This is a genomic window from Salipiger sp. CCB-MM3 (genome assembly GCF_001687105.1).
Lineage (GTDB): Bacteria > Pseudomonadota > Alphaproteobacteria > Rhodobacterales > Rhodobacteraceae > Salipiger.
The window spans coordinates 571220-597896 of sequence record NZ_CP014596.1 but is presented as its reverse complement, the minus strand read 5'-3'; the positions used below and the strand labels follow the sequence as shown (position 1 = coordinate 597896).

Annotated in this window: 23 protein-coding genes; 12 read left to right on the top strand and 11 right to left on the bottom strand. The window is 68.2% G+C overall.

The window, feature by feature from the left end; translation table 11 throughout:
* Positions 1–52 precede the first annotated feature (52 nt).
* Positions 53–280: a hypothetical protein gene (locus AYJ57_RS16600; protein WP_066108488.1), complete on the top strand. Its 228-nt coding sequence runs from the start codon at positions 53–55 to the stop codon at positions 278–280.
* Positions 281–336: 56 nt separating this feature from the next.
* Positions 337–1530 (top strand): UbiH/UbiF family hydroxylase, encoded by a 1194-nt coding sequence (locus AYJ57_RS16595; protein WP_066108486.1) that lies wholly within the window; start codon positions 337–339, stop codon positions 1528–1530.
* Between the two features lie 39 nt (positions 1531–1569).
* On the opposite strand, the gene AYJ57_RS16590 is transcribed toward AYJ57_RS16595, so the two are convergent.
* Positions 1570–3525: a lytic transglycosylase domain-containing protein gene (locus AYJ57_RS16590; RefSeq protein WP_066108484.1), complete on the bottom strand. Its 1956-nt coding sequence runs from the start codon at positions 3523–3525 to the stop codon at positions 1570–1572.
* Positions 3526–3665: 140 nt separating this feature from the next.
* On the opposite strand from AYJ57_RS16590, the gene dapA reads away from it, so the two are divergent.
* A complete protein-coding gene (dapA, locus tag AYJ57_RS16585) occupies positions 3666–4541 on the top strand; it encodes a 4-hydroxy-tetrahydrodipicolinate synthase (RefSeq protein WP_066108481.1) in 876 nt (291 codons plus the stop codon).
* A gap of 181 nt (positions 4542–4722) precedes the next feature.
* Here the strand turns inward: dapA and AYJ57_RS16580 are convergent, their stop codons facing one another.
* The 8 genes from AYJ57_RS16580 to AYJ57_RS16545 all read right to left on the bottom strand — a co-directional run bounded on the left by AYJ57_RS16580 (position 4723) and on the right by AYJ57_RS16545 (position 14876).
* A complete protein-coding gene (locus AYJ57_RS16580; protein WP_066108478.1) occupies positions 4723–6039 on the bottom strand; it encodes a M16 family metallopeptidase in 1317 nt (438 codons plus the stop codon).
* A 14-nt stretch (positions 6040–6053) separates the two neighbouring features.
* On the bottom strand, positions 6054–7463 hold the full coding sequence (locus AYJ57_RS16575) for a M16 family metallopeptidase (RefSeq protein ID WP_066110418.1): 1410 nt from the start codon (positions 7461–7463) through the stop codon (positions 6054–6056).
* A 101-nt stretch (positions 7464–7564) separates the two neighbouring features.
* Complete coding sequence (locus tag AYJ57_RS16570; protein WP_066110417.1) at positions 7565–8080, bottom strand: DUF3035 domain-containing protein; 516 nt, start codon at positions 8078–8080, stop codon at positions 7565–7567.
* Between the two features lie 55 nt (positions 8081–8135).
* Positions 8136–8624, bottom strand: a complete 489-nt coding sequence (lspA, locus tag AYJ57_RS16565) for a signal peptidase II (RefSeq protein ID WP_066108476.1) — start codon at positions 8622–8624, stop codon at positions 8136–8138.
* Positions 8625–8708: 84 nt separating this feature from the next.
* Entirely contained in the window at positions 8709–9875 is a 1167-nt protein-coding gene (locus AYJ57_RS16560) for a serine hydrolase (protein WP_193789549.1), read from the bottom strand.
* Positions 9876–10029: 154 nt separating this feature from the next.
* Positions 10030–11619 (bottom strand): bifunctional phosphoribosylaminoimidazolecarboxamide formyltransferase/IMP cyclohydrolase, encoded by a 1590-nt coding sequence (gene purH / locus AYJ57_RS16555; protein WP_066108473.1) that lies wholly within the window; start codon positions 11617–11619, stop codon positions 10030–10032.
* A gap of 19 nt (positions 11620–11638) precedes the next feature.
* Positions 11639–13387, bottom strand: a complete 1749-nt coding sequence (locus AYJ57_RS16550) for a heparinase II/III family protein (protein WP_066108471.1) — start codon at positions 13385–13387, stop codon at positions 11639–11641.
* A 166-nt stretch (positions 13388–13553) separates the two neighbouring features.
* Entirely contained in the window at positions 13554–14876 is a 1323-nt protein-coding gene (locus AYJ57_RS16545; protein ID WP_083191327.1) for an RsmB/NOP family class I SAM-dependent RNA methyltransferase, read from the bottom strand.
* 101 nt (positions 14877–14977) lie between these two features.
* Between AYJ57_RS16545 and AYJ57_RS16540 the strand changes: the two genes are divergently transcribed.
* Both AYJ57_RS16540 and AYJ57_RS16535 read left to right on the top strand, forming a co-directional pair.
* Positions 14978–15181: a DUF1674 domain-containing protein gene (locus AYJ57_RS16540; RefSeq protein ID WP_066108468.1), complete on the top strand. Its 204-nt coding sequence runs from the start codon at positions 14978–14980 to the stop codon at positions 15179–15181.
* 90 nt (positions 15182–15271) lie between these two features.
* Positions 15272–17956 (top strand): cation-translocating P-type ATPase, encoded by a 2685-nt coding sequence (locus AYJ57_RS16535; protein ID WP_083191326.1) that lies wholly within the window; start codon positions 15272–15274, stop codon positions 17954–17956.
* 2 nt (positions 17957–17958) lie between these two features.
* On the opposite strand, the gene dapB is transcribed toward AYJ57_RS16535, so the two are convergent.
* Positions 17959–18774 carry a 4-hydroxy-tetrahydrodipicolinate reductase gene (gene dapB / locus AYJ57_RS16530; protein ID WP_066108466.1) on the bottom strand — a complete coding sequence of 272 codons (816 nt, stop codon included), beginning with the start codon at positions 18772–18774 and terminating at the stop codon, positions 17959–17961.
* Positions 18775–19002: 228 nt separating this feature from the next.
* Between dapB and rbfA the strand changes: the two genes are divergently transcribed.
* From rbfA to lpxK, 7 genes are all read left to right on the top strand, one after another.
* Positions 19003–19422 carry a 30S ribosome-binding factor RbfA gene (gene rbfA, locus AYJ57_RS16525; RefSeq protein WP_066108464.1) on the top strand — a complete coding sequence of 140 codons (420 nt, stop codon included), beginning with the start codon at positions 19003–19005 and terminating at the stop codon, positions 19420–19422.
* A gap of 2 nt (positions 19423–19424) precedes the next feature.
* Positions 19425–20168: a phosphodiester glycosidase family protein gene (locus AYJ57_RS16520; protein WP_066110413.1), complete on the top strand. Its 744-nt coding sequence runs from the start codon at positions 19425–19427 to the stop codon at positions 20166–20168.
* Between the two features lie 105 nt (positions 20169–20273).
* Positions 20274–21644, top strand: a complete 1371-nt coding sequence (locus AYJ57_RS16515) for a TldD/PmbA family protein (protein WP_237220259.1) — start codon at positions 20274–20276, stop codon at positions 21642–21644.
* Positions 21631–22419 (top strand): inositol monophosphatase family protein, encoded by a 789-nt coding sequence (locus AYJ57_RS16510; protein ID WP_066108461.1) that lies wholly within the window; start codon positions 21631–21633, stop codon positions 22417–22419. Before AYJ57_RS16515 ends, AYJ57_RS16510 begins: the two co-directional genes overlap by 14 nt.
* A gap of 134 nt (positions 22420–22553) precedes the next feature.
* Positions 22554–22796 (top strand): DUF4170 domain-containing protein, encoded by a 243-nt coding sequence (locus AYJ57_RS16505; protein ID WP_066108458.1) that lies wholly within the window; start codon positions 22554–22556, stop codon positions 22794–22796.
* Between the two features lie 5 nt (positions 22797–22801).
* Positions 22802–24013, top strand: coding sequence for a 3-deoxy-D-manno-octulosonic acid transferase (locus AYJ57_RS16500; RefSeq protein ID WP_066108457.1), 1212 nt, complete (start codon positions 22802–22804; stop codon positions 24011–24013).
* Positions 24013–24999 (top strand): tetraacyldisaccharide 4'-kinase, encoded by a 987-nt coding sequence (lpxK, locus tag AYJ57_RS16495; RefSeq protein WP_066108455.1) that lies wholly within the window; start codon positions 24013–24015, stop codon positions 24997–24999. Before AYJ57_RS16500 ends, lpxK begins: the two co-directional genes overlap by 1 nt.
* 113 nt (positions 25000–25112) lie before the next feature.
* Here lpxK and AYJ57_RS16490 read toward each other — a convergent pair whose 3' ends face one another.
* Positions 25113–26552: an aldehyde dehydrogenase family protein gene (locus tag AYJ57_RS16490; protein WP_066108452.1), complete on the bottom strand. Its 1440-nt coding sequence runs from the start codon at positions 26550–26552 to the stop codon at positions 25113–25115.
* Between the last annotated feature and the right edge of the window lie 125 nt (positions 26553–26677).

The following is a 26677-nucleotide window of genomic DNA, read 5'->3' as shown; positions in this document are numbered from 1 at the left end:
GAGCGCGGAGACGCGCCCCCTATCTGCTGCAGGGCCCAAGCAGGAGATACCGATGACCGCGACCGACGTCACCGCAACCACCCAAGCCGATCACGCCGACCACGCCCCCGCCACGCGCGAGAGCCGCGGCGAAGCCGTGCTTTTCCTTGTGGCAGCGCTGCTGCTGGTGATCGGCGCGATCAACACCGTCGCCTTTGGCCCGGTGGGTCTGGCGATGACCGCGCTGGCGCTGGTGCCCGTGTGCTACTTCATGATCCTGTGGATCACCGTCGGCAAGTAAGCCGCATGGCCATAGCCGCCCGCCTGCCCTAGATAGAGGCGCAAAGGAGAGCGGTCATGGATTACGACATTCTCATCTCGGGCGGCGGGATCGCCGGGCTCACCGCAGCCGCCGCCTTTGGAAGCGCCGGTTTTTCGGTGCTTTGCGTCGATCCGGCGCCGCCTGTGACCGAGCGCGAGGCGCAGGGCGCCGATCTGCGCAGCACCGCCTTTCTGCAGCCCGCGCAAGCCTTTCTCGCCGAGGCGGGGCTGTGGGAGCGCCTTGCCCCCCACGCCATGCCGCTGCAGGTGATGCGCATCGTCGATGCTGGCGGAGACCTGCCCGAGCCGCGCATCGTCAAGGATTTCGACAGCGCCGAGATCTCTGAACTGCCCTTCGGCTGGAACCTTCCCAACTGGCTGCTGCGGCGCGAGATCTCTGCCCATCTGCACGAGATGGAGCGCGTCACCTTCCTGCCCGGCACCGCCACCACCGCGCTGTTCACCCGCGAGGCCGAGGCCCGCGTCACGCTCAGCGACGGACGCCGCATCCGCACGCGGCTGGTGATCGCCGCCGACGGGCGCAACTCGCCCATGCGACAGGCGGCGGGGATCGGGGTGAAGACCACGCGCTTCGGCCAGAAGGCGCTGGCCTTCGCCACCACGCATCCGATCCCGCACGAGAATGTGTCCACCGAAATCCACCGCACCGGCGGGCCCTTCACACTGGTTCCCCTGCCCGATTTCGAGGGCCGCCCGTCGTCGGCGATCGTCTGGATGGAGGAAGGCCCCAAGGCCGAGGCGCTGATGGCGCTGGATGACGAGGCCTTCGAGGCCGCCATGTCCGAACGCTCGTGTCACCTTTTCGGGCCGCTGAAACTGGCCTCGCGCCGCAGCATCTGGCCGATCATCGCCCAGCACGCCGAAAGCCTCACCGGCCAGCGCCTTGCGCTGGTGGCCGAAGCCGCGCATGTGGTGCCACCCATTGGCGCGCAGGGGCTGAATATGTCGCTGGCCGACATGAAGGTGCTGCATGATCTCGCGATCGCCCGGCCCGGCGCGCTTGGCGAGGCCCCGATGCTGGACGCCTATGCGCGCAAGCGTATGCCCGACATCCGCGCCCGCGTGGCCGGGATCACCGCGCTGAACCGCACCTCGATGCTTTCGAACCCGCTGCTGCGCGACGCCCGCGCCACGGCGCTGGATGCGCTCTACGGGGTGAAATCGGTGCGCAAGACGCTGATGCAGATGGGGCTCGGCGCGAAGGGCTAACGCATCGCGCGGGCCGCAGCCCGCGGCCCAACCGTCACCTTATTGCTCGGCCACCGGCAGCAACGTGCTGCCTGTCAGTTCCTCGCTGAAGGGCACCGGATGCGGGTCTTGGCCCAGCCGCGCGCGATAGACCGGCAGGCTTTCCGAGACGCGCATCACGTAGTTGCGGGTCTCGTTGAAGGGGATCATCTCGATCCAGTCGATCATATCGATCTCGCCCTTCAGCGGGTTGCCGAAAATCTTCATCCAGCTAACCGGCCGTGACGGTCCCGCGTTATAGCCCGCCGACATCATCACCACATTGCCGTCGAACTGCTGAGACAGGCTTTGCAGGTAGCGCGCGCCGAGCTTGGCGTTATAGCCCGGATTGTCGAGCAGCCCGTCGAAACTGTAGGGCACGCCCAGCCAGCCCGCGACCTCTTTGGCGGTGCCCGGCATCAGCTGCATCAGACCCCGCGCCCCCGCGCCCGACACCACCCTCGGATCAAACTCCGACTCGCGCCGCGCGATCGACAGAACCATCTCGCGCGGGATCGGGAAGCTCGCCTTCAGCAGATCCGGGTGCAGCGCGTAATACGGCCCCGGCATTTCGATACCGTATTGCGCCGCGCGCTTGCCGACCATCACCTCCACATGCGGGCGCTGCATCTCGGCAAGCATCTGGCCAAGCTGCCCGATCTGCTGCCGGTCCAGCCCCTCGGCGAGATGCGTCAAGAAGCGCTCGCCCAGCGAGGTCTCGCCCGAGGCCAGCAGCAGCACGGCGGCGTTATAGACGCTGCTCTTGGTGAAGGGCGCCTCGCGCCAATCGGGAAACTCCTCGGTGCCCGCCAGCTTGGGATCCGGCGGCAACCCGGCGCGTTCGGCGGCAAGCAGCCCGTAAAACGACGTCTGATAGCGCGCGCCCTGCGCGTAGGCTTGGCGCGCGCCCTCGGTGTCGCCCATCGCCTCCAGCGCGCGGCCCATCCAGTAGCCCGCGCGGCCCTTGGAGATCGGCGAGGTCACCGCGCCATCGTGGTTGCGGAAATGGCTGAGCGCGCTCTGCGGATCGTCGAGGAACCGCAGCGCGATGAAGCCCGAGAGCCATTCCAGCGCCGCATATTGATCGCCCTCGGTCAGCCCGTGGCGCGAGGCGATGGCATAGGCAGTTTCAGGATCGCCGCGGCGCATCTTCTCATGCGCCAGATCGTCGCGACGCTCGGCCCAGGCCCAGGGCTCTCCGAGCGCATCGGCGCTCCTCGAGCGTTCGAGCAGCAAGGAAATGGCATCTTCGTCGCGGTTCTTGCGCACCCGCCACAGGAAACGCTCATAGGCAAGGCCGGGGTCATCGGCCAAGGAGGCGGGAATCGCCTCGATCCGCGTGTCCACACCGGCCTGCAGGCCACGCAGCGCCAGCCGCGCCTCGGCGAGCTTGCGCCAGCCATCCGAGACCAGCGGCAGCAGCGCCCGGGCATTGTCCTCCCAGCCCTGCCACAGCGCCATGTCGAGCCGCGCCTCATGATGCGGCTTCAGCAAGTCGCCCCAGTCGCGCAGGAAGGTCTGCCGCTCTTCGGAACTGAGCGGCAGCGTGCGCCACGCCAGCACGACATCGGCCTCGGCGGCACCGCGCTCGCCCTCGGCCATATGCGCCCGCGCCAGCGCCAGAGCGCCGGCCCCGGTCTGCGGCAGATAGCCGGTGAAAAACTCGCGGATGGTGGGCAGATCCGCCTCGGAGATGGCGATCTCGCTCTTTTCGCGCAGGTAGGGCATGCCCGGCCAGTCGGGGTTGCGGCGGATGAAATCCATCACCTGCGGTGCCTCCCCCCGACTGGCGCGCAGGTAGTTCCAAAGAATGACATCGAGCGCAGCCTGACCGTCGCCGCGCGACTCGATCAGCGCAGAGGCCCAGTTGCCCGAGCGCATGTCGGCCATCGCCTTGGCGAGGGGCCGGTCCTGAGACAGCGCGGGCGTTGCGAGAATGGCGAGAAGCAGCAGGAGAGCGGCGCGGAGGCGCGACATGAGCTTGCAATTTCCCTGGCGAAAAGGAATAGACACGCGGCGAAGCTTAGCGCGGGGTATGGAGCGTTCCAATTCACATTCCCTCCAGACCGGCGCTTCGCGATAGCGAAACGAACACATCAACATTCAAGGAGCGTGTCATGTTCAAAGGTTCGATGCCAGCACTGGTCACGCCGTTTAAAGACGGCGTCGTAGATTTTGACGCGCTCAAGAAACTCGTCGACTGGCATGTGGCAGAGGGCAGCTCGGCGCTGGTCCCCGTTGGCACCACCGGCGAGAGCCCGACTCTCAGCTACGAAGAGCATGAAGCGGTCATCGAATGCGTGGTGAAGACCGCCGCGGGCCGCATCCCGGTGATCGCCGGGGCCGGGTCGAATTCCACCGCCGAGGCGGTGCATTTCACCCAGTTCGCCGAGAAAGTCGGCGCGCAGGCGGCGCTGGTTGTGACCCCCTATTACAACAAGCCGACGCAGGCCGGGCTGATCGCGCATTTCACCGCGATCCACGACGCCACCAATCTGCCGATCATGATCTACAACATCCCCGGCCGCTCGGTGGTGGACATGAGCCCCGCCACCATGGGCGAGCTGGCCAAACTGCCGCGCATCGTCGGCGTCAAGGACGCCACCGGCGATCTCGCACGGGTCAGCCAGCAGCGCATCACCTGCGGCAAGGACTTCCTGCAGATCTCGGGTGAAGACGCCACCGCGCATGGGTTCAACGCCCAAGGCGGCGTCGGCGTGATTTCGGTCACCGCAAACGTCGCTCCGGCGCTCTGCGCACAGGTGCAGGCGGCGACGCTGGCGGGAGACTACGGTAAGGCGCTGGACCTGCAGGACCGGCTGATGCCGCTGCACCAGGCGATCTTTGCCGAGCCGGGCCTCTGCGGTGCGAAATACGCCATGAGCCGCCTTGGCCTCTGCGACGAGGAAATGCGCCTGCCGCTGCTGCCGGTGACCGAGCCGGTGCGCGCGCGCATCGACGCAGCGCTGCGCCACGCGGGGCTGATGAACTGAGCTTCTGACCGGGGCTCTGCCCCGAATTCAGGAAAAGCGGGGGCTCTGCCCCCGTACGCAGCTAAGACGGGGGCTCTGCCCCCGCACCCCCGGGATATTTCGATCTAGACGAAGGGGCGGGCCTGTTTCTGGTCCGCCCCTTTTTTCTATGGTTCGATTGTGGATTACGGGCGGCGCGCGGTCAGCCCGCGTCGTCGCTTTCGACACCCTCGGGCTGGCCGACCACCACAAAGCGCAGCGCGTCGGGCTTCAGAAGCTCGCCCGCGACGCGCTTGACGTCCTCGAGCGTGACCGCCTCGATATTGTCGTTGCGCGTGGCGATGTAGTCGGGGGTCAGCCCGTCCATCTGCATGCCCACGAGGATGCGCGCGATCGGCCCATTGCCATCGAACCGCAGCGGATAGGCGCCGGTGAGATAGGTCTTGGCCTGCTCGAGCTCGGCCTCGGTGGCGCCGTTCTCGGCCATCTTCGCCCATTCGTCCCGGATCACCTCGATCGCCTCGCCGATACGGTCGTTCGATGAGGCGACACGGCCGAGGTAAAGCTCGGCGTGATCCATCGGCACGAGGTAGGAATAGACGCCATAGGTCAGCCCGCGCTTTTCGCGCACCTCGCTCATCAGCCGCGCCTCGAAGCCGCCGCCGCCAAGGATCGTGTTCATCACATAGGCGGCGAAGAAATCGGGATCGTCGCGCTTCATGCCCTTGTGGCCGAAAATGGCCACCGATTGCGGCGTGTCGAAGGGCACCACGGTGGTGCCTGCCGTGGTCTCGACGTCATAGCCCTCGGGCATCGCCGCGCCGGTGTCGGGCAGATCGCCCAGAAGATTGTCGATCAGCGCCGACAGCTCATCGGGGCTGATGTCGCCGGTGGCGGCGATATAGACCCGGTCCTTGGCCATGGCCCCCTGCCACGCGTCGACGATGTCATCGCGGGTCAGGGCTTTGACGCTCTCCACCGTGCCGGATTGATCCGTGGCATAGGGGTGATCGCCAAAGACGGCCTTGTCGAACGTCGCGCTGGCGATGGAATCGGGATCCTTCGCGTCGCTGCGAATGCCCGAGATCACCTGCTGGCGCACGCGCTCGATCGCGGTCTCGGAAAAGCTCGGCTCGATCAGGCTCTGGCGCAGAAGCTCGGCGGCCTCATCGCGGTTCTCGGTCAGAAAGCGCGCCGAGACCGACACCGAATCCGGCCCCGCGTCGTAGCCGAAGCTGGCGGCCAGCGCCTCGGATTCGGCTGCGAACCCCTGCGCGTCATAGGCGCCTGCGCCCTCTTCCAGCAGACCCACCATCAGGTTGGTGGCGCCGCGCTTGCCCGGCGCATCCAGCGATGTTCCGCCTTTGAAGCGGATCTCGAGCGAAGTGAAGGGGATCGAGGGCTCTTCGACCAGCCACGCCTTGAACCCCATGGGCGTTTCGATCTGCTGGATGTCGACCTCCGCCGCGGCGGGCAGGGCGAACATCAGCGAGGTGGCCGCCGCAAAGAGCGGCATCATTACGGTGCGGGCGTTCATTGGGTCACCTCGGTCTCGGTCTGCGGCATGGAGGGCGGAACGGCGCCGGGCTGAGCGGCCTGCGACGTCCCGGCGGGGCTGCTCAGGTAGCCGGTCACCGAATGGCGCTTGTCCAGAACCTCGCGGGCGGCGGCGACGATGTCCTCGCCGGTGACCTCCTGCAGCAGTTCCGGCCACGCCTGAACGTCTTCGATGGTCAGCCCGGAGGTCAGCGCATTGCCATAGCGCTGCGCCACGCTGGCGACATCGTCACGCTCATAGGTCTCGGCGGCGCGCATCTGGAACTTGATCCGATCAAGCTGCTCGGGATCGACGCCATCTTCGATGAACTGCGCCAGTTCCGCGTCGAGCGCCTCTTCGGCCTCTTCCAAGCTCACGCCGGGGGCCGGGACCAACCCAAAGCCAAAGCTGCCGTCGTCATAAGAGGTGCCATCGTAGAAGGCCCCCACGTAGATCGCCTTTTTCTGATCGAATTGCAGCGACTGGTTCAGCACCGAGGTCTGACCGCCGCCAAGCACCTCGGCCAGCAGGGTCAGCGCGGCGGCCTCTGTCTGATCGCCCGGATCGCGTTCGGGCGCGAGGTAGCGGCGCATCACATAGGGCTGGGCGACGCGCGGGTCTTCCATCTCGATATGGCGCGCGGCAAGCTGCGGCGGCTCCTGCGGGCGCACCCGCTCGGCGGCGAGATCGGGATTGGGCTGCAGTTTGCCATAGGTCTCTTCGGCAAGGCTGCGAACCTCATCGGGCGTGGTGTCACCAGCGACGACGAGGATGGCGTTATTGGGGGCGTAGAACCGTTTGTAGAAGGCCAGAGCGTCGTCGCGGTCGAGGTCTTCCATCTCGCGGCGCCAGCCGATCACCGGCACGCCATAACGGTGATTGAGGTAGAGCGAGGCGCCCATCTGCTCGCGCAGCAGCGCGCCGGGGTCATTGTCGATGCGCATGCTGCGCTCTTCGAGGATCACATCGCGCTCGGTGGCGATCTCTTCCTCGGTGAGATGCAGGTTGACCATCCGGTCGGCCTCCATCTCCATCATCAGCCCCAGCCGGTCGGCGGCGACGCGCTGGTGATAGGCGGTCTGGTCAAAGGAGGTGAAGGCGTTGTCGGTGCCGCCGTTCTGCGCCACCACCTTCGAGAACTCACCGGACTCCAGCTCGTCGGTGCCCTTGAACATCAGATGCTCGAGGAAATGCGCGATGCCCGAGGTGCCGGCGGTCTCATCCGCCGAGCCTGCCTTGTACCAGACCATATGCACCACCACCGGCGCGCGATGGTCCTCGACCACCACGACCTGCATGCCGTTGTCGAGCGAGAAGGTGGTGACCGGTGTCTTCTGCGGCGTCTCGGCGCGCAGCGGCATCGCGGAAAGCACCATCGCGGCCAGCGCCGCGGTCCATGACTTCATCTGCAAGCCCCAATCTCCGCTAAAATGAAAACTGCTCCCAACCTAGGCGGCGGGAGCAGGCTTTCCAAGCTGGGCTTGCACGATCGTGATGCGCTGCGCGCTCACTCGCCTCCCGGCGGTGCCGAAGGGGTGCGCGCACCCGCGCCGCGATAGGCGTTCAGCACGGCATAGGGGTCAAGCATCTGCGTGCGATACGCCCGATTGTACTCGTCGTCCTTAAAGAGCCGCCAGTTGAAGATCGAGCGGTCCTTGCGGAACTGCGCGTCCTCGACCGCCAGCTGCGCGCGGATGTTGCCGTCACGTCCAAAGCGCGAGGCGCGGTTCACCAGCGCGGCATCGCGGCCCGGCACCTCGCCCACCGCAAGCTGCGCGGGGTTGCCACCAAGCGCGGCCACGGCGTCCTGACGCGGCGTCTGCTCGGTGCGGTTGGCGCTGCCCGGCGTCGGCGCAGGAAGCTCGGCAAAGCTCTGCGGCATCTGCAGCGGCTTGTTCGGCACGATGGCGAACTCCTCGGGGGTGCCGCGGTTGTTGCGCATTTGGTGCAGCGTGCGATCACTCGTCGTGCAGGCGACGAGCCCGGTCACTCCGAGCATCAGCACGAGATGCGGCAGCTTCATGGCCATACTCCGGTTCTTGCCTCTGGGTCCGCTCTATACGATCCGGCGCGCCCCGTCACGGGGCCTTTTTACGCTTGCCCGGCTGGGAATTGCCGGAAAACAGCACAAGCCCCACGGCACCGGCAAAAATTGCGATATCGGCGACGTTGAAGGCAAAGGGGTTGTCGAGCCCGCAGCACGACATGTTGAGGAAGTCCGCCACCGCGCCATAGAGCAGCCGGTCGACCACATTGCCAAGCGCGCCGCCGATCAACAGACCGCCCGAGATCAGCCCCAGCCGCCCCGGCGGATCGCGCCGCAACCAGACCGCCACAAACAGAACGATCCCCAGCGCCACAGCGATCAGCGTCCAGCGCGCCGCTGCTGCGTCATCGGCGAACAGTCCGAAATTCACGCCGCGGTTCCACGCCATGCGGAAGTTGAGGAACGGCGGCAGTACGTCGATCGCCTGCCGCTGCGCGAGCCCCATCACATGCACCACGAGCCATTTCGAAAGCTGATCCACCATGAAGGTGATCAGCGCGGTCACCGATACCAGACGCATGAGGTCTCCTATTGCCGGGGCCCCGCCCCGCTCCACGCGCATCGGTCTACAGGCAGCGCCGGCAGAGGGAAAGCCCCGCCCGGCTCACGGCTGCGCCATGGCGCGGCGCAGCAGCGCGCGGAAGGCCCCGCTGGCCGCGATCTCGTCGATCGGGCCGGGGTCATTGACGGTGAGCGCGGCGCAGATCAGCCGCTCCTCGCTGCCATGCAGAGCAACGGTGAAATTCAGCACGCCGGGCTCCGAGCCGCCCTTGTAGGCCGCCGGGGCAAGGCCCGAGGCCGGGCCGGGATTGAGCTGCAGCAGCGGCAAATCGGCCATCGGCTCGATCAGCGCGCAAAGGGTCTCAAGCGGCAGATACCACTCGATGCCGGGCACCGACGGGCCATTCACCGCCGCAACATCGGGCGGCAGGATCGCGGCTTCGGCCGCGATGGATGGCCGCGCTTCGGGCTCCGCATCGCGCCAGACCTGCGCCGCCACGGGATCGGCCTTCAGCGCAAAGAACTCCCGCGTCGAGAGCAGCGCCTCGGGCGCGATCCCCAGTTCCTCGGCCACGGTCTCGCGGCCCAGCAGATCAAGCAGCAGATCGGTGGCGGTATTGTCGCTCTCGGCAATCATCAGCAGCGCGGCGGTGTGCAGCGTCACCGGCGCATCCGTCGGGAAATCCTGCAGCCGCCCGGTGGGCAGCGAGCGGTGCGGCTCCGCGATCCGCAGCACCCGGTCCCAATCGGTCTTTCCGGCCCGCACCTCGCGCGCCAGCACCGAAAGGATTCCCAGCTTGAAGGCCGAGGCCACTGCCAGCGGATGCGCCGCGCCCTGCGCCGCCAGCACCTCGCCATCGCGCTGCACCAGCCAGGAAACCTCGGCGCCGAGCCCCTCCAGCCCCGCCACCGCCGCGCGCAGATCGGCCACCAGCGGCTCTGGCGCGCCAAACCTCAGCCCGGCGATCCGGCCCTGATCATCGAGAACGATGCGCACCGGCACCTCATGGCTGGCGCTGCGCAACTCGCCAGCGCCGCTGGGCTGCAGATCGATCTCCTCGACCGGCCCCACCTGCGCCGCCAATGTCTCCAACAGGCCATCGAGCTGCGCCTCGGGCACCGCTTGGGCAAACTCGGGCGTGACCGTCACCGCCCCGGCCCCATCGCTCAAAAGCGCCTGCAGCGCCGCCCGCTCGGCCTCTTGCGCCTTGGTGGGCGCCGCAAAGCCCATCCCGGCCAGCATCAGCGCGACCGCCAGAAATCCCCTCACGCCAATCACTCCCTCAAATCCCATCGGGCAAATCCAATTGCGCAAATGCAAAGAGAGGCCCCGGCAGGGCCCCTCTTTCATCTTTCCACAAATACGTCCGGGGGTGAATTGGCCATCGGCCAAGAGGGGGCAGAGCCCCCGCCCCTGCTCGGATTCAGTGCCGGAAGTGGCGCATTCCGGTGAAGACCATGGCAAGGCCCGCCTCGTCGGCCGCCGCGATCACCTCGTTGTCGCGCATCGAGCCGCCCGGCTGGATCACCGTGGTCGCGCCTGCAGCCGCCGCTTCGAGCAGACCGTCGGCGAAGGGGAAGAAGGCGTCGGAGGCCACGGCAGAGCCTTTGGTCAGCGCCTCGGGAAGCTCCAGCGCCTCGGCCATGCGCTCGGCCTTCTTGGCGGCGATCAGCGCCGAGTCGACACGGCTCATCTGGCCCGCGCCCACACCGACGGTGGCGCCGTTCTTGACGTAGACGATGGCGTTCGACTTCACGTGCTTGGCGACTTTCCACGCGAACAGCAGGTCCTGCAGTTCCGCGTCCGAGGGCTGGCGCTTGGTGACCACTTTGAGATCTTCCAGCGTGATCAGACCGTTGTCCTTGTCCTGCACGAGCATGCCGCCCGACACCTGACGGTAGGCGAGCCCCGGCTCTGCGGTGTTGGCAAGGCCGTTGGTGGTCAGCAGGCGCAGGTTCTTCTTCTTGGCAAAGATCTCCTTGGCCGCGTCATCGGCGCCCGGCGCGATCACCACCTCGGTGAAGATCTCGGTGATCGCCTCGGCGGTCTCGGCATCCAGCGGCTTGTTCAGCGCGACGATGCCGCCAAAGGCCGAGGTGCGGTCGCAGTCGAATGCCTTCTGGTAGGCTTCCTTCAGGGTCGCGCCCTTGGCGACGCCGCAGGGGTTGGCGTGCTTGATGATCGCGCAGGCCGGGCCGTCGGCGGGCAGAAACTCCGAGACCAGCTCGAAGGCGGCGTCGGTGTCGTTGATGTTGTTGTAGCTCAGTTCCTTGCCCTGATGCTGCACGGCGGTCGCCACGCCCGGACGGTCCGAGCCGTCGCGGTAGAAGGCGGCTTTCTGGTGCGGGTTCTCACCATAGCGCAGGGTCTGGGCAATCTCGCCCGAGAACACCCGGCGGCGCGGCGCGTCGTCGTTCAGCGCAGCGGCCATCCAGGTCGAGACGGAGGCGTCATAGGCGCCGGTGCGGGCATAGGCGACCTGCGCCAGCTTCTGGCGGAAGGCATAGGTGGTCGCGCCGTCATTGGCGTCAAGCTCGGCCAGCAGCGCCTCATAGTCGGCCACGTCGGTCACGACGTTGACGAAGGCGTGGTTCTTGGCCGCGGCGCGGATCATCGCCGGGCCGCCGATGTCGATGTTCTCGATACAGGTGTCGTAATCGGCGCCCTTGGCGACGGTTTCCTCGAACGGGTAGAGGTTGACCACCAGCAGGTCGATCCCGGTGATGCCATGCGCCTTCATCGCCTCGACATGCGCGGGGTTGTCGCGCAGCGCCAGCAGGCCGCCGTGGACGCGCGGGTGCAGCGTCTTGACGCGGCCGTCCATCATCTCGGGGAATTCGGTCACATCCGACACGTCGCGCACCGTGAGGCCCGCCTCGCGGATCGCCTTGGCGGAGCCGCCGGTGGAGAGCAGCTCGACACCCCTTGCGCTCAGCGCCTTGGCCAGGTCGATGAGACCGGTCTTGTCGGAGACGGAAATCAGAGCGCGGGCGACGGGGTGCAGATCAGGCATAAGGAGGGTCCCAGATGGTTCAGAGCGTCACATCCGGCTCGTCCTGGGCAAGGTCTCGGATCGCGACAGCGGTGTCCTGCGCTTTACCCAGCGACCAGCGGATGCGCGTCGCATACTCTATCGCGCGCCCGGATAAAACGATCTGTTGCGCCCCGCGGGGCCTCAAACGGCCCTTTTCGAGGTAAACCGAGCTTTCAAGGGATAAATCCGCGCCCGGCTCGGTGCGAAACACCCAGATCTCGCCCGACCGCAGCGCCAGAGAGACCGCCGTGCCGCCCATGTCGATCTCGGCATCCACGTCCGGATGCAGGTGAAAACGAATCTCATAGGGAATGCCCGAAAGCCCCGCCTTGTCGATCCGCCGGTCGAAGGCCTTGCGATCCCCGGCGTCGAGCGCAAACAGCATGTCTTCGCCCGACAGCATGCGCCCATCCAGTGTCAGTTCCAGCTTGCGCGCGTGGGTCAGCCCGTGGCTGCGTTTCCAGCCGTCATGCGCGCCCTCGAAGCGCCAGCCAGAGGCGTCCTGCTCAAGCTCCACCGGCACATCGGCGGGCGCCTCGACGATCAATTCGCGCTCGATGCCGCCGATCCGGCGACGCGCGCCGAGCTTGGAACTGGAGGAGGCATCAAGGCACAGCGTCGAATGCGAGGGCGTGGCGCGTCCCGCGCGGCGCCATTCCTCGCCAAAGACTTTGCCCGCGCCGCAGCTGACGATCAGCGGACGTCGCCCCGAGGTCAGCTCAAAGCCCAGCGTCGCGGCATGCGCCTCGGCGGAGGCGCGTCCCGCCGGAGGTGCGGCGGCGTCGATGATCACCGTGCTGCGCCCGCCTGCCAGCCGCGCAAACCCCATGGCCAGCCCCTCGACCGGGCGGCGCCGCACGCCAGAGGCCGCCAGCGCCTGATCGAGCCGCCCCTCGGCGCCGCGCCCGCCGCCGTGGAACCGCGCCAGCCCGCCATCGGCATGACGCAGCGCGCGCAGGCTCGGCGCGATACGGGTGATCGCGTTGAGGTGCGCGGGACCGGGCTCGATATCGCCCTCTTCCAGCGCCGCGCGCGCCCATGTCAGCAGGGTGAAGACCTCAAGCAGTTCTTCGGGGTTGCGCGTCGGCAGCCCGCCCGCCACGTCGATCTGCCGGGTGCATTCCAGATCCAAGGCGCGGCGCGCCGGATCGAGATAGGCGCCCATCCCTTCCAGCGAAAGCGACGCGTAGATCAACCCGGTGAGCGCCTCGAAGCGCGGCAGTCCGGGCAGCGCCGCACCCCGCCGCTTGGCCAGAAAGCGGGTCTGCGCCGCCAGCGCGCGGTAAAAGCGCGTCGATTGCTCTGGAGTCATGCCGCGCAGCAGGAACAGCGCGTGATGGATCCAGCGGATCAGCCGCCGTCCCGACAGCTCGGGCACCCAGCCCGGCCCGGTGCCGCGCCCATAGCGGTCGATCCAGCCCATCAGCCAGTTCTGCGCGAGTTCCCGCGCCTGCGCGTCCCCCACCGCCGCAAGATCGTCAAGCCAGCCGAAGGCATGGATCTCTTCCTGCCACGCGCTGTCGTCGACTTCGATGTCCCAAATGCTGGTGCCCGGTGCTTCGGCCAGATAGCCGGCGAACATCAGGTTCCCGGCGCAAAGCTGCCGCCCGCGGGCAAATTGACCGGTCGCGCGCGGCTCGGGCTGCGAGACAAAGGCGGTGGCGCTTCCGGCCCGCGCGGCGAGCCGCGAATGCACGCGGTTGAGAAACTGCGTGGCGGTGACCGACCAGCTCGCCATATCTACCATGCCCTGCCCTTCTGCCCGCCTCGGGGCTTTTGCGGCAAGGGTAGACCCGGCAGAGGCGCAAGTCACCGGGCAAGCGGCTTAAATCGCGCAAACGCGATGCCATGCACCCGCCTTTGCGGCCTGCGCGCAACGCCGGACGGCCCCGCCGCCCGGAAACGAGGCAGGCTTACCCGGCGGGCTTTTCCAGAACCGCCATGTAAAAGCCGTCCATGCCGCCGCGCTCGGGCCAGAAGTCCGGACGCAGCCGCAGGCCGCCTTCTTCGCTGCGCCAGCCGTCTTCGATCCACGGCGCGTCGAGCGGCAGAACCTTCAGCCCGTCGTGGCGCGTCAGCGCCTCTTCGATGTGGCATTCGCCCTCGTCGGGCAGCAGCGAGCAGGTACAGAACACCAAACGCCCGCCCGGCTTCAGCAGCGACAGCGCGTGATCGAGCATCGCCTCCTGCAGGCCGATCAGCTCCGAAATGCCCTCGCCCTGTTTGGCGTGGGGCAGATCGGGGTGGCGGCGGATGGTGCCGGTGGCCGAACAGGGCGCGTCCAGCAAGATCGCGTCATAGCTGCCGGTCGCCTCCAGCGCGTCGCCCACCTGCGTCTTGGCCTTCAGCCCGGTGCGGATGAGGTTCTCGAGCACCCGCGCCATGCGGCCCTCCGAAAGGTCGAGCGCCGTGACCTCGGCCCCGCCTGCGGCCAATTGCAGTGTCTTGCCCCCCGGCGCGGCGCACATGTCCAGCACTTGCAGGCCCTTCACGTCGCCCAGCAGCTTGGCGGGCAGCGCCGCGGCGGCATCCTGCACCCACCATCCACCCTCGTCGAAACCGGGCAGCGCCGAGACCTGACCGGGATCCGCCAGCCGCAGCGAGCCGGTGGGCAGAAGGTCGGCCCCAAGCCGCTCGGCCCAGCCTTCGGCATTCGCGCTGACCGAAATATCAAGCGGAGCGCCCGCCAGATGTGCGCGCTCCATCTCCGCAACGGCTGGGCTGCCCCATGCCGCGACCAGCGGATCTCGCAGCCAGCGCGGCAGGCGCGGCACGCGCAGTTTGGCCCACAGCTCGGGGCCCTCGTCGGCGAGCCTTCGCAGCACCGCGTTGACCATGCCCGACATGGTCTTGGTCTTGCGATCGGCGGAACTCAGGCTGACGCAATCGTTCACCACCCCATGCGCCGCGCCGCCGGTGCAAAGCTCATAGGCGCCAAGCCGCAGCACGTTGCGCACCGACAGCGGCGGCGCCTTGCGCAGCCGCGGCTTCAGCACCTGATCACAGCGCGGCAGGTTGCGCAGCACATCGGTCGCGAGCCGCTGCGCCGCCGCGCGGTCCGCCGGGTCGAGCCGCGCAAAGGATCCGGCCTGCATGGCGTCGCTCAGTTGGCGCCCTTGCCCCAGCACCTGCCCAAGCAGCGCCACCGCCGCGGCCCGCGCGGGGCTCGCCGACGGGGTCTCCTTGGTTTTGCCCGGACGCTTGCCCTTGCCGGGGCGTTTTGTGCTCTCTGCCATCGGACCCACTCCGCGAACCTGCGGGTCTTGCCCGCGCCTGATCTCGGGGCCTATATCAAGGGGACCCACGCAAGGAAAGCGCGCCCGAGGAGGGCATAGCCATGAGCGACGAGACACGCCCCGAGATTTCCGCCGATCTTCCCCCCGCCGCGCAGCGCGCGCTGGCCGAGGCCGAAGCGCGCCGCAAGGCCGAAGCCGAGGCCCGCGCCAAGGCCCCGCAGGCCAAGGAATACGGTGGACGCGACGGACTCGACCCGGCGCGCTATGGCGACTGGGAGAAGAAAGGCATCGCGATCGACTTCTGAGATCGCGCACCTTCCGCGACGCCAGCGCCTGTTGACGCGCCCGCCCGCCTTGGCAATCGTCGGATTATCCGTCGATCAAAGAGGTAAAGCGTGCCGCCCCCTGCCGAAACCGGCTTTCACGCGCTGAGCGCAGCGGACACGGCGACCCGCCTTGGCGTGGCGCCGGACGCCGGCCTGTCCGGGGCCGAGGCCGACAAGCGGCTGGCACAGGTCGGCCCGAACCGGCTGCGCGAGCAGAAACCCCAAAGCCTTCTGACGCTCCTCCTGCACCAATTGCGCAGCGTCATCGTCTGGCTCTTGGTCGCGGCCGCCGGGTTCTCGCTGCTGGTGCAGGACCACGTAGAGGCGCTGGCGATCCTCGCGGTGCTGGCGCTCAACACCGCCATCGGCTTTTTCACCGAATTGCGCGCCGCCCGCTCGATGGAGGCGCTGCTGCATATGGCCGAGGTGCAGACCCGCGTGCGGCGGGGCGGCGCCGCACGGATGGTAGATGCCCGCGATCTGGTGCCCGGCGACGTGGTGATCCTCGAAGCGGGCGACGTGATCACCGCCGATCTGCGGCTGACGCGCGCCTCGGGCCTCTATGCCGATGAATCCGTGCTCACCGGCGAATCGCTGCCGGTGGAGAAGAGCGCCGATCCCGCCGCGCCCGAGGCTCCGCTCGCCGAACGCCGCAGCATGGTCTTCAAGGGCACGGCGCTGACCCGCGGCAGCGGTGAGGCCCTCGTCACCGCCACCGGGATGGCGACCGAACTGGGGCGCATCTCGAAACTGGCGCAGGAAGCCGAGGCCGAGGCGTCGCCGCTGGAACGGCGGCTGGCGCGGCTGGGGCAAAAATTGGTGTGGCTGACTCTGGCCCTCGCGCTGGTGATGATCGGTGCCGGGGTGGCGCGCGGCCATGCGCTGATCGACATGATCCAGACCGGCGTCGCACTCGCCGTCGCGGCAATCCCCGAAGGGCTGCCGGTGGTCGCGACGCTCTGCCTTGCGCGCGGCATGTGGCGCATGGCGCGGCACAACGCGGTGATCACACGGCTCGCGTCGGTGGAAACGCTGGGCGCGACGACGGTGATCCTCACCGACAAGACCGGCACCCTCACCGAGAACCGCATGCAGGTGGCGCGTTTTCTGCTGGACGAGGGCGATACCGCGTTCCCGCCGGAAAGTGCCGTGGCAAAGGGATCCCCCCTCGCGCTGGCGCTGCAGGTCGGCGCGCTGTGCAACGGCGCCGAGCTTGGGCAGGATGGCACGCGCGGCACTGGCGATCCGATGGAACTGGCGCTTCTGGAGGCGGCAAAAGACGCGGGCATTGCGGCGGACACCCCGGCGCTGATCGAACATGCTTTCGACCCCGAGCGGCGCATGATGGCGACAGTGCACGCGGGCGACGGCGGCGTGCTCTACGCGGTGAAGGGCGCGCCGGAGTCGGTGCTTGAGGTCTGTGACCGGGTTCTGAGCGCATCAGGAGAGACCCGCCTCGACGAGACCGCGCGTGCCCGCTGGCTGGCGCGCAACGAAGCCGCGGCGGCGGATGGTCTGCGCGGGCTGGCGCTGGCGATGAAACATGCCGCAACCCCGGATGAGGCGCCCTACGAAGGGCTGACCCTGCTGGGGCTGGTGTGTTTCGCCGATCCGCTGCGCGCCGATGTGCCCCCCGCCATCGCCGCCTGCCGCGCCGCGGGGATCCGCGTGGTGATGATTACCGGCGATCACGCCCAAACCGCCGCCCGCATCGCCCGCGACGCGGGTCTGCACGAGGGCGCGGCAGAGGTGATCGAAGGCAGCGCGCTCGCCGGGTTCGATCCCGCCACCGCCAGCGAGGACGACCGCGCCCGGCTGCGCCGCGCCGATGTTTTCGCCCGCGTCGCGCCGGAGATGAAGCTGGCGCTGGTCGCCGCCTATCAGCGCGACGGCGAAATCGTTGCGATGACCGGCGATGGGGTGAATGACGCCCCGGCGCTGAAGAAGGCCGACATCGGCATCGCCATGGGCCAGCGCGGCACGCAGGTGGCCCGCGAGGCGGCGCATATGGTGCTGCGCGACGACCGTCTCGCCACCATCGTCGAGGCGGTGCATCAGGGGCGGGTGATCTTCGGCAATATCCGCAAATTCGTGGTCTATCTAATGTCGTGCAACCTGTGCGAGGTGCTGGTTGTCACGCTGGCGGTCAGCGCCGGGTTGCCAGCGCCGTTGCTGCCGCTGCAGATCCTCTTTCTCAACCTCGTGACAGATGTCTTCCCCGCCTTCGCGCTGGGGATGGGCCGGGGCGATGCGCAGGAGATGCAGCGCCCGCCGCGCGATCCCGCCGAGCCGATCCTTGGCCGCGCACAATGGATTTGGATCACCGCGCTTGGCGGTCTGCTGGCCGCCGCGACGCTGGGGGCCTTTGCGCTGGCGCTCTACGCGCTGCATCTGCCTGGCGAGGAGGCGATCACCGTCGCCTTCGTGACGCTGGCGCTGGCGCAGCTGTGGAACGTCTTCAACATGCGCGCGCCGGGCACCGGGCTTTTGGACAATGACGTGTTGCGCAACCCCTACGTCTGGGGCGCGCTGGCGCTCTGCACCGGGCTCATCGCCGCGGCGCTGTGGCTGCCGGGGCTGTCGCAGGTGCTGCGCCTGCCCTCTCCGGGCGGTATCGGGCTGGGGCTGGCCTTTGGCCTGAGCCTCGTGCCGCTGGTCGTTGGACAGATCGCGACCGGGCTGCGCGCAGCCCGGCCCAGTGAAGCCCGGCCCGATGAACCTGCGCCTGAATCAGGCGCACAGGTTCGTCGCTGAGTTCAGTCGCCGAGGCCAAGCACGTCGAGCATGTCATACTCGCCCGGTGCCTTGTCCTGCCCCCAGACCGCCGCCTTCAGCGCACCGCGGGCAAAGAGCGCGCGGTCCGAAGCGATGTGCTTGAGCGAGATCCGCTCGCCCGCGGCGGCAAAGATCACCTCATGCTCGCCCACCACGTCACCGCCGCGCAGCGCGGCAAAGCCGATGGTGCCGCGCTCACGCGCGCCGGTGATGCCGTCGCGGCCCCGGTCCGAGGCTTCCGAAAGCGTCACGCCCCGGCCCTCTGCCGCCGCCTCGCCCAGCATCAGCGCGGTGCCCGAGGGCGCATCGACCTTGCGGTTGTGGTGCATCTCGACGATCTCGATGTCCCAATCCTCATCGAGCGCCGCGGCCACCTGCTTGGTCAGCTTGGTGAGCAGGTTGACCCCAAGGCTCATGTTGCCGGCGCGGACGATCACCGCGTGGCGCGCGGCGGCGCGGATCTTTTCCAGATCGCTCTCTTCGAGGCCGGTGGTACCGATCACATGCACCGCGCGGGCCTGCGCCGCTAATTCGGCGAACTGCACAGTCGCGGCGGGCGCGGTGAAGTCGAGCACCGCTTGCGCCTTGGCGAAGGTCTCGAGCGGGTCATCGCTGACGGTGATGCCCATCTCGGTGCCACCCATGCAGGTGCCGAGATCGCGGCCCACCCAATCATTGCCCTCACGCTCGACCGCGCCGACGAGTTTGACCTTGTCGCTGGCCAGCACCTCGCGCACCAGCATCTGGCCCATGCGCCCCGACACGCCCGTGACGACAATCCCCGGCAGTTCCGACATCTTGCTCTCCGTTCCGCGTAGCTTTGCGCCCGGCTTACTCTGCCTCGGGGCGGTTGGCAAAGCAGATGTCCCAAAGGAAGGCGCACTGCCGCAGAGGGCACATTCTGACCTTGGCCTTCGCGCGGTGTAGCGAGAGGCAAGAAATGCGCCCTTCTACCCCGCCGCGCCGCGTGCAGATCTCGGTGACATCTTCTTGGCAAAGCCCTGCGGGAGGCCTATGTCTGCGCCATGGCAAAAAACAGATTCCACGAGGGCTCCGGCCCCAGCCAGAGACAGCTTCGGGTCGGCGAACTCATTCGCCGGACCTTGGCGGACGTGCTCAATCGCGGCGATGTGCACGACCCCGAGCTGAACCGGCTTTCGATCACCGTCGGCGAAGTGCGCTGCTCGCCCGATCTCAAGGTGGCCACCGCCTATGTGGTGCCCCTTGGCGGCAAGGACAGCGGCAATATGTTCGAGCTGCTCGAGCGCAACAAATCCGAGCTGCGCCGCGCGATCTCGAAAGAGATGACGCTGAAATACGCGCCCGACCTGCGCTTCCGCCTCGACGAGACCTTTGACCGGCTCGATGAAACCCGGCGGCTGTTCTCGCAAGAAAAAGTGCGCCGCGACCTTGATGGCCCGTCGGACGAGGACGACGACGCGTGAGCCTGCGCGCCGCCCTGACCGCGCTGTCGCTGGCGGCGGCGGCGCTCGTGCCTTCGCTGGCCGCTGCGGTAAGCTGTGAGAGCAAGACCTTCGAGGATCGCGACTACACGCTCTGCCGGGTTGGCGCAGACGAGGACCTGCGCACCTTCCTGCGCGCGCCGGGTGGCGAGGTCTGGGGGCATTTCGCCTCTCTCGACGCCGCGCTGCGCGAAAAGGGGAAGCGGCTGGTCTTCGCGATGAACGCGGGCATGTACCATGAGGACCGCGCCCCGGTCGGCCATTATGTCGAGGACGGCACCGAGGAGATGCGCGTCATCTCCAGCCCCGGCCCCGGCAACTTTGGCCTGCTGCCGAACGGCATCCTGTGCATCGCGGAAGGCACCGCACAGGTCTATGAGACCCGCGACTTCCTCGCCAAGAAGCCGCAGTGCCGCTATGCGACGCAATCCGGGCCGATGCTGGTCATCGACGGCGAACTGCACCCGCGGTTCCTGCCCGATAGCACGTCGCGCTACATCCGCAACGGCGTCGGCACCTCGGCGGACGGCAAGGATCTGATCTTTGCCATCTCGGAGGAACCGGTGAGCTTTTACGAGTTCGGCACGCTGTTCCGCGATGGTCTGGACATGCCCAACGCGCTGTTCTTCGACGGCAATGTCTCGCGGCTCTTCGCGCCCGACTTTGGACGCACCGACATCGGTCGCCCGCTTGGACCCATCGTCGGGGTGGTCGAGCCATCGAGCTGAGCAGCCCCGCCTTCGCGCCGCCGAAGGTGGCGCTATCGCCGCGCCCCCGGCTTGCCTTGCAGGCCCCCGCGGCCTACCCAGATATCAAAGACTTCCGGAGGTGACATGGACGGCGTGATGGATCGCAACGAAGCCAAGGACCTGCAATCGCTGACCGCGCAGCTGCTCGACGTGGCGAAACAGGCGGGCGCAGATGCTGCCGACGCCATCGCCATCGACGGCACCTCGCTCAGCATCGACGTGCGCGGCGGCGCGCTGGAACAGGCCGAACGCGCCGAAGGCACCGACATCGGACTGCGCGTGCTGATCGGCCAGCGCAGCGCGGTGGTATCCGCCTCGGACGTGAAGTCCGAGACGCTGCGCGCCATGGCCGAACGCGCCGTGGCCATGGCCCGCGAAGCGCCCGAAGACCCCTATGCCGGGCTCGCCGATCCTTCGCAGCTAGCGCAGGACTGGGATCTTGCGGCGCTCGAACTGGCCGACCCCGCCGCCGATCCGGCACCCGACGCGCTGCAGCGCGATGCGCTGGAGGCCGAAGCCGCCGCGCTGGCGGTGAACGGCATCACGCAGGTGCAGGCCTCTTCGGCCTCTTACGGCGCGCAGCGCGTGCATCTTGCCGCCAGCAACGGCTTTTCCGGCGGCTACGCCCGCACCTCGCGCTCCACCTCCTGCGTCGCTATCGCTGGCAGCGGGCTGGGCATGGAGCGGGACTATGATGGCGACAGCCGCACCTTCCAAAGCGACCTGCGCAGCCCCGCCGAGATCGGCCAAAGCGCCGCTGAGCGCGCGCTGGAGCGGCTAAACCCTCGCAAGCCCAAGACCGGCGCCTATCCGGTGCTGTTCGACGAGCGTATCTCGGCCTCGCTGATCGGGCATCTGGTTTCGGCGGCCAATGGCGCGGCGGTGGCGCGCGGCGGCTCTTGGCTGCGCGACGCGCTTGGTGAGCCGGTGCTGCCCGACGCCCTGTCGCTGATCGAGGATCCGCACCGCGCCCGCGTGTCGGGCTCGCGCCCCTTCGACGCCGAGGGTCTGCCGACGCAGCGCCGTGCGCTGGTCAAGGACGGTGTACTGCAGGGCTGGACGCTTGATCTGGCCAATGCCCGCAAGCTTGGCATGGACCCCACCGGCAACGCCGCGCGCGGGCCCTCCTCGGGCCCTTCGCCGACGGTCTGGAACCTTGCGCTGACGCAGGGCGAGAAGACCCGCGCGCAGCTGATCGCCGAGATGGGCCGGGGCCTTCTGGTCACTTCGATGATCGGCGCGACGATCAACCCCAACACCGGCGACTACTCGCGCGGGGCGGCTGGCTGGTGGATCGAGAACGGCGAGCTGGCCTATCCGGTCTCGGGCGTCACCATCGCGGGCAACCTGCGGCAGATGCTGCGCTCGGTTGTGCCGGCCAATGATGCGCGGCCGTGGCTGTCGCGGGTGGTGCCCTCGCTGCTGGTCGAGGGGCTGACGCTTGCCGGCGAGTGACAGCGACCGCCTGCTGCTCGAGCGCGCCGCCCGCGAGGCGGGCGCGCTGGCGAAATCTTTCGGCGCCAATGATCTCGACGTGCGGCGCAAGGAGGCGGACGGCAGCCCGGTAACCGCCGCCGATCTGGCGGTGAACGATCTTCTTGGCAGCACCTTGCGCACCGCCCGCCCCTCCTATGGCTGGCTCTCCGAAGAAAGCGCCGAAGACCCCGCCCGCCACGCCGCCGAGCGGGTGTTCATCATCGACCCGATCGACGGCACCCGCAGCTTTATCGAGGGCGCCGATACATGGGCGCATTCGCTCGCGGTCGCCGAGAACGGGCAGATCACCGCCGCCGCGGTCTACCTGCCAAAGCGCGACCTGCTCTACAGCGCCGCCGCCGGTCAGGGCGTGACGCTCAACGGCGTGCCGATCCGCACCACCGGCACTTCGGTGCTGGAAGAGGCCGAAGTTCTGGCCCCGCGCCCGGTGATCGACGCGCCCTATTGGCGCGTGCCGCTGCCGCCGCTGCGCCGCGCGCACCGGCCCTCGCTGGCCTACCGGCTGGGACTGGTGGCCGAAGGCCGGTTCGACGCCATGCTGACCTTCCGCCCGACGTGGGAGTGGGACATCGCCGCGGGCACGCTGCTGCTGCAAGAGGCTGGCGCCACGGTCACCGACCGGCTGGGCCGACCGCTGCGGTTCAACGCGCGGCATCCGCAGCACCCGGGCGTTGTCGCCGCCAACCCGGCGCTGCATGGCGACATCATGAACCGGCTGACCCTCGCCCCTTAGCCGCCCCTGATCGACCTGCCTGCGCCACGCGATCATCGTCTCGTGATCACGGAAACCACCTGACCCGCGGTCGAATCTTGACGCTGCGGCCGCAGAAAGTAGGTTGCGCGCGTCAACACGGGAAAGGATCCCCCATGCCTCAACGACTTCACCTCGTCTTCGGCGGCGAGCTCGTCACCCCCGAAAAATCCGTGTTCAAGGACGTGAACGACATCCATATCGTCGGCATGTACCCCGATTACGCCTCTGCCTATGACGCCTGGAAGGCCGAGGCGCAGCGCACGGTCGACAACGCCCACATGCGCTACTTCATCGCCCATATCCACCGTCTGCGGGACGAGGAAACCGAAGTGTCGCCGACCGAAGAACTCGGCTGACCCGCATGGGGCGCAGGCCGTTTTCCCTTGCGGCCTATCTGGCCTACGCCCGCGGTCGCGGCGGCGCCTCGGCGCCGGTCAGCGCCCCGCCGCGTCCTAGTGGCGCGCTGCTCTGGCTGCATGCGGGCGGGCCCGGCTCGGGCCGCGCCCTCGCCGCTCTGGCCGCGCGGCTGCTGGTCCAGCGCCCCGACCTGTCGCTCATGGTGACCGGGCAGCCCGATCACCCGCCCGAAGGCGCGCTGCCCGTCCCCCTGCCCGGAGAGACCCCGGCGGAAGTCGAGGCCTTCTGCGCCCATTGGCATCCGCAGGTGTGTTTCTGGATCGGTCAGGACCTGCGCCCGGCGCTGCTGCAGAAGATGCAGGACACTGGCACCAAGCTGGTGCTGCTCGACGCCCGTGACGCGCCATGGACCAGCCCTGCGCCCAGCTGGGTGCCGGACCCGGCAGGCGCGACGCTGCAGCTGTTCGACCGCATCTGCCCGGTGGATGACCCCGCCCGCCGCCGTCTGCGCCGCGCCGGCGTCGAAGAGCGGGCCATGCCCGCCACCGGCCCGATCACCGACAGCGCGCCGCCGCTCGATTGCAACGCAGCGCTTTACGAAGAAATGGCCGGGGTTCTGACCGGGCGCCCGGTCTGGCTCGCCGCGCGGCTGCGCAGCGCGCGCGAGGCCGAGGAGGTGCTGCTGGCGCATAAACGCGCGGTGCGCCTCGCGCACCGGCTGCTGCTCATCCTCGTGCCCGCCACCTATGATCTCGCCCCCGAGATCGCCGAGGCGGCGCGGACCTCCGGGCTGCGGCTCTGCGCATGGGAAGCGGGTGAAATGCCCGATGAGAACACGCAGGTTCTGGTCACCGAGGACGCCTCGGAACTGGGCCTGTGGTACCGGCTGGCGCCGGTGGCCTTCCTTGGCGGCTCGCTGGTCAATGGCCACGGCGGCGAGGATCCGATGGAGGCGGCGGCGCATGGCACGGCCCTGCTTTACGGGCCCAACGTCGGGCGCCATCTGCCCGCCTATTCGCGGCTTGCAGAGGCCGGCGCGGCGCGCATCGTGCGCGATTTCGACTCGCTTGGCGCGGCGCTCACGCAGCTTGTGGCCCCCGACCGCGCCGCCGCCATGGCCCATGCGGGCTGGGATGTGATCACCGAGGGCGCCGAGCTGACCGACGAGATGATCGCACTGGCCTGCGGCTGGTTCGACGAAACGGAGCACGCCTGATGCGCGCGCCCGACTTCTGGCAAACCGCCCCCGAGGCCCCCGCGTGGCAGGCACGACTGCTTGCGCCGCTGGGCGCGCTCACCGCAGCCGCCACCGCGCGGCGCGTGGCCAAGGGACCCGGCGCACGCGTCGGGGTTCCGGTGATCTGCGTCGGCAATATCAACGCCGGCGGCACCGGCAAGACCCCGACCGTCATCGCTCTGCTCGAGCGGCTGAGCGAGGCGGGCGCGCATGTGGTCTCGCGCGGGCATGGCGGCAGCCTCTCGGGACCGGTCGAGGTGGACCCGCGTCAGCACAGCGCCGCCGAGGTCGGTGACGAGCCGCTGCTGCTGGCCGCCTTCGGACGAGTCTGGGTGTCGCGCGACCGCGCCGAGGGCGCTCGTGCCGCCGTGGCGGCGGGCGCCAAGGCGATCATCCTCGACGATGGCTTCCAGAACCCCGGCCTTGCCAAGGACCTCTCGATCATCGTGGTCGACGCGCGCTACGGTTTCGGCAATGGCCGCTGCCTGCCCGCCGGTCCCCTGCGCGAGCCGGTGGCGGTGGGGCTGCAGCGCGCCGATCTGCTGCTCTCGATCGGCGACGACGACGCGCAGCGGGCCTTCGACGCGCAATGGGGCGATCAGATCGCCCTGCCCCGCCTGCGCGGCGCGCTGGAGCCGCTGCAGACTGGCATGGACTGGCAGGACCTGCGCGCGCTGGCTTTCGCCGGCATCGGCCATCCCGAGAAGTTCTTTGCCACGCTCCGCAGCCTCGGTGCCGAGATCGTTCGGGGTGAGGCGCTGGAGGATCACCAGCCCTTCACACCCGCGCTGCTCACAAGGTTGGAGCGCGAGGCGCAGATGCTGGGCGCCCAGCTTGTCACCACCGAGAAGGACGCCGCGCGCCTGCCCGCCGCCTTCCGCCCCAAGGTGCTGAGCCTGCCGGTCCGCCTGCGCTTCAAAGACCCCGCACCGCTGGACGTTGGGCTGGAGAAGCTCGGGCTCTGAGAAGGCCTTTCATCTTTCCTCAAATACTCCCGCCGGAGGCGCCTTGCTGACACGACAAGCGCGGCGCCCGTGGAGGGCGTCGCGCTGCGAGTATTTTTAGAAAGATGAAAGGGTTATTCGGCGGCCCAGCCGCTGACCGATTTCACCTCGAGGAAGTCGAGAATGCCGAAGGATCCGCCCTCACGGCCATTGCCCGACTGTTTCATGCCGCCGAAGGGCGCGCCCGCGGCGCGGCCGGTGCCGTTGTTCTGCACCATGCCCGAGCGCAACTGCCGGGTCATCCGGTTCACCCGCGCGGCATCCTGGCTCTGCACGTAGTTGGTGAGGCCATAGGGCGTGTCATTGGCGACGCGCACAGCCTCTTCCTCGGTCTCGAACTTCATCACCGAGAGCACCGGGCCGAAGATCTCTTCGCGCGCGATGGTCATCTCGGGGGTCACATCGGCAAAGACCGTGGGGCGCACGTAGAAACCCTTGTTCAGCCCTTCGGGACGACCAAGGCCGCCCGCCACGAGGCGCGCGCCTTCGTCGATGCCCTTCTGGATGAGATCCTGGATCTTGCCCCACTGGACCTCGTTGACCACCGGACCGATGTGATCGCCTTCCTGCTGCGGGTCGGCGACCTTCACCGCCTCGGCGGCCTTTGCTGCCTGCTCGACCGCCGTGTCGTAGAAGGGCGCTTCGACCATCATGCGCGAAGGCGCGTTACAGCTCTGGCCGGAGTTCTCCATCATATGCAGCACGCCGCGCTTCACCGCCTCTGGATCGGCATCGGCGAAGACGAGGTTGGCGCCCTTACCGCCGAGTTCGAGATAGACGCGCTTGAGCGTGTCCGCAGCCGCCTTCGAGATCGCCCGGCCCGCGCGGGTCGAGCCGGTGAAGCTGACCATGTCCACGTCCACATGCGACGACAGCTGCGTGCCGACGCCCGCGCCATCACCGTTGACCAGGTTGAACACGCCCTTCGGGAACCCGGCCTCATCCATCATCTCTGCAAAGAGGATGGCGTCGAGCGGGCTTTCCTCGGAGGGCTTCAGCACCATGGTGCAGCCCGCGACGGCGGCGGCGCCAACCTTCAGCGTCACCTGGTTCATCGGCCAGTTCCACGGGGTGATCAGCGCCGCGACGCCCACCGCTTCATGGATGATCCGGTGCTCGGGAATGTCCTCGCGCAGCGCGTGCTCGAAGGGGAACTCCTTGGCGGCGCGGATGAAATTGGTGAGGTGAAAGGTGCCCGCCCCGACCTGATCCGAGCGCGACAGCGAGATCGGCGCGCCCATCTCGAGGGTCATCGCCTGCGCCATCTCTTCGGCCCGCGCCTTATAGACCTCGAGCAGCTTTTCGACATAGCCGATACGCTCGGCCACCGGGGTGGCCATCCAGCCCGGCAGCGCGGCCTTGGCGGCGGCGACGGCGGCGTCGGTGTCGGCCTGATCGCCCAGCGAGATGACCGCGCAGGGCTCTTCGGTGGCCGGGTTAATCACGGCGTGGTCGCGCGGCGTGACCGGGTCCACCCATTGACCGTCGATGTAGAACTGGCGCTTCTCGATCATGATGCTCTCCGCAAGTCTGGAACTGAGTCTGGATTTGATCAAATTATCCCTGGCGGCACAGTGTCACTGCGTCGCGGGCTCCGCAAGCGGCCTCTTTACATCAGGTTTGCAGGACGTATCTATTT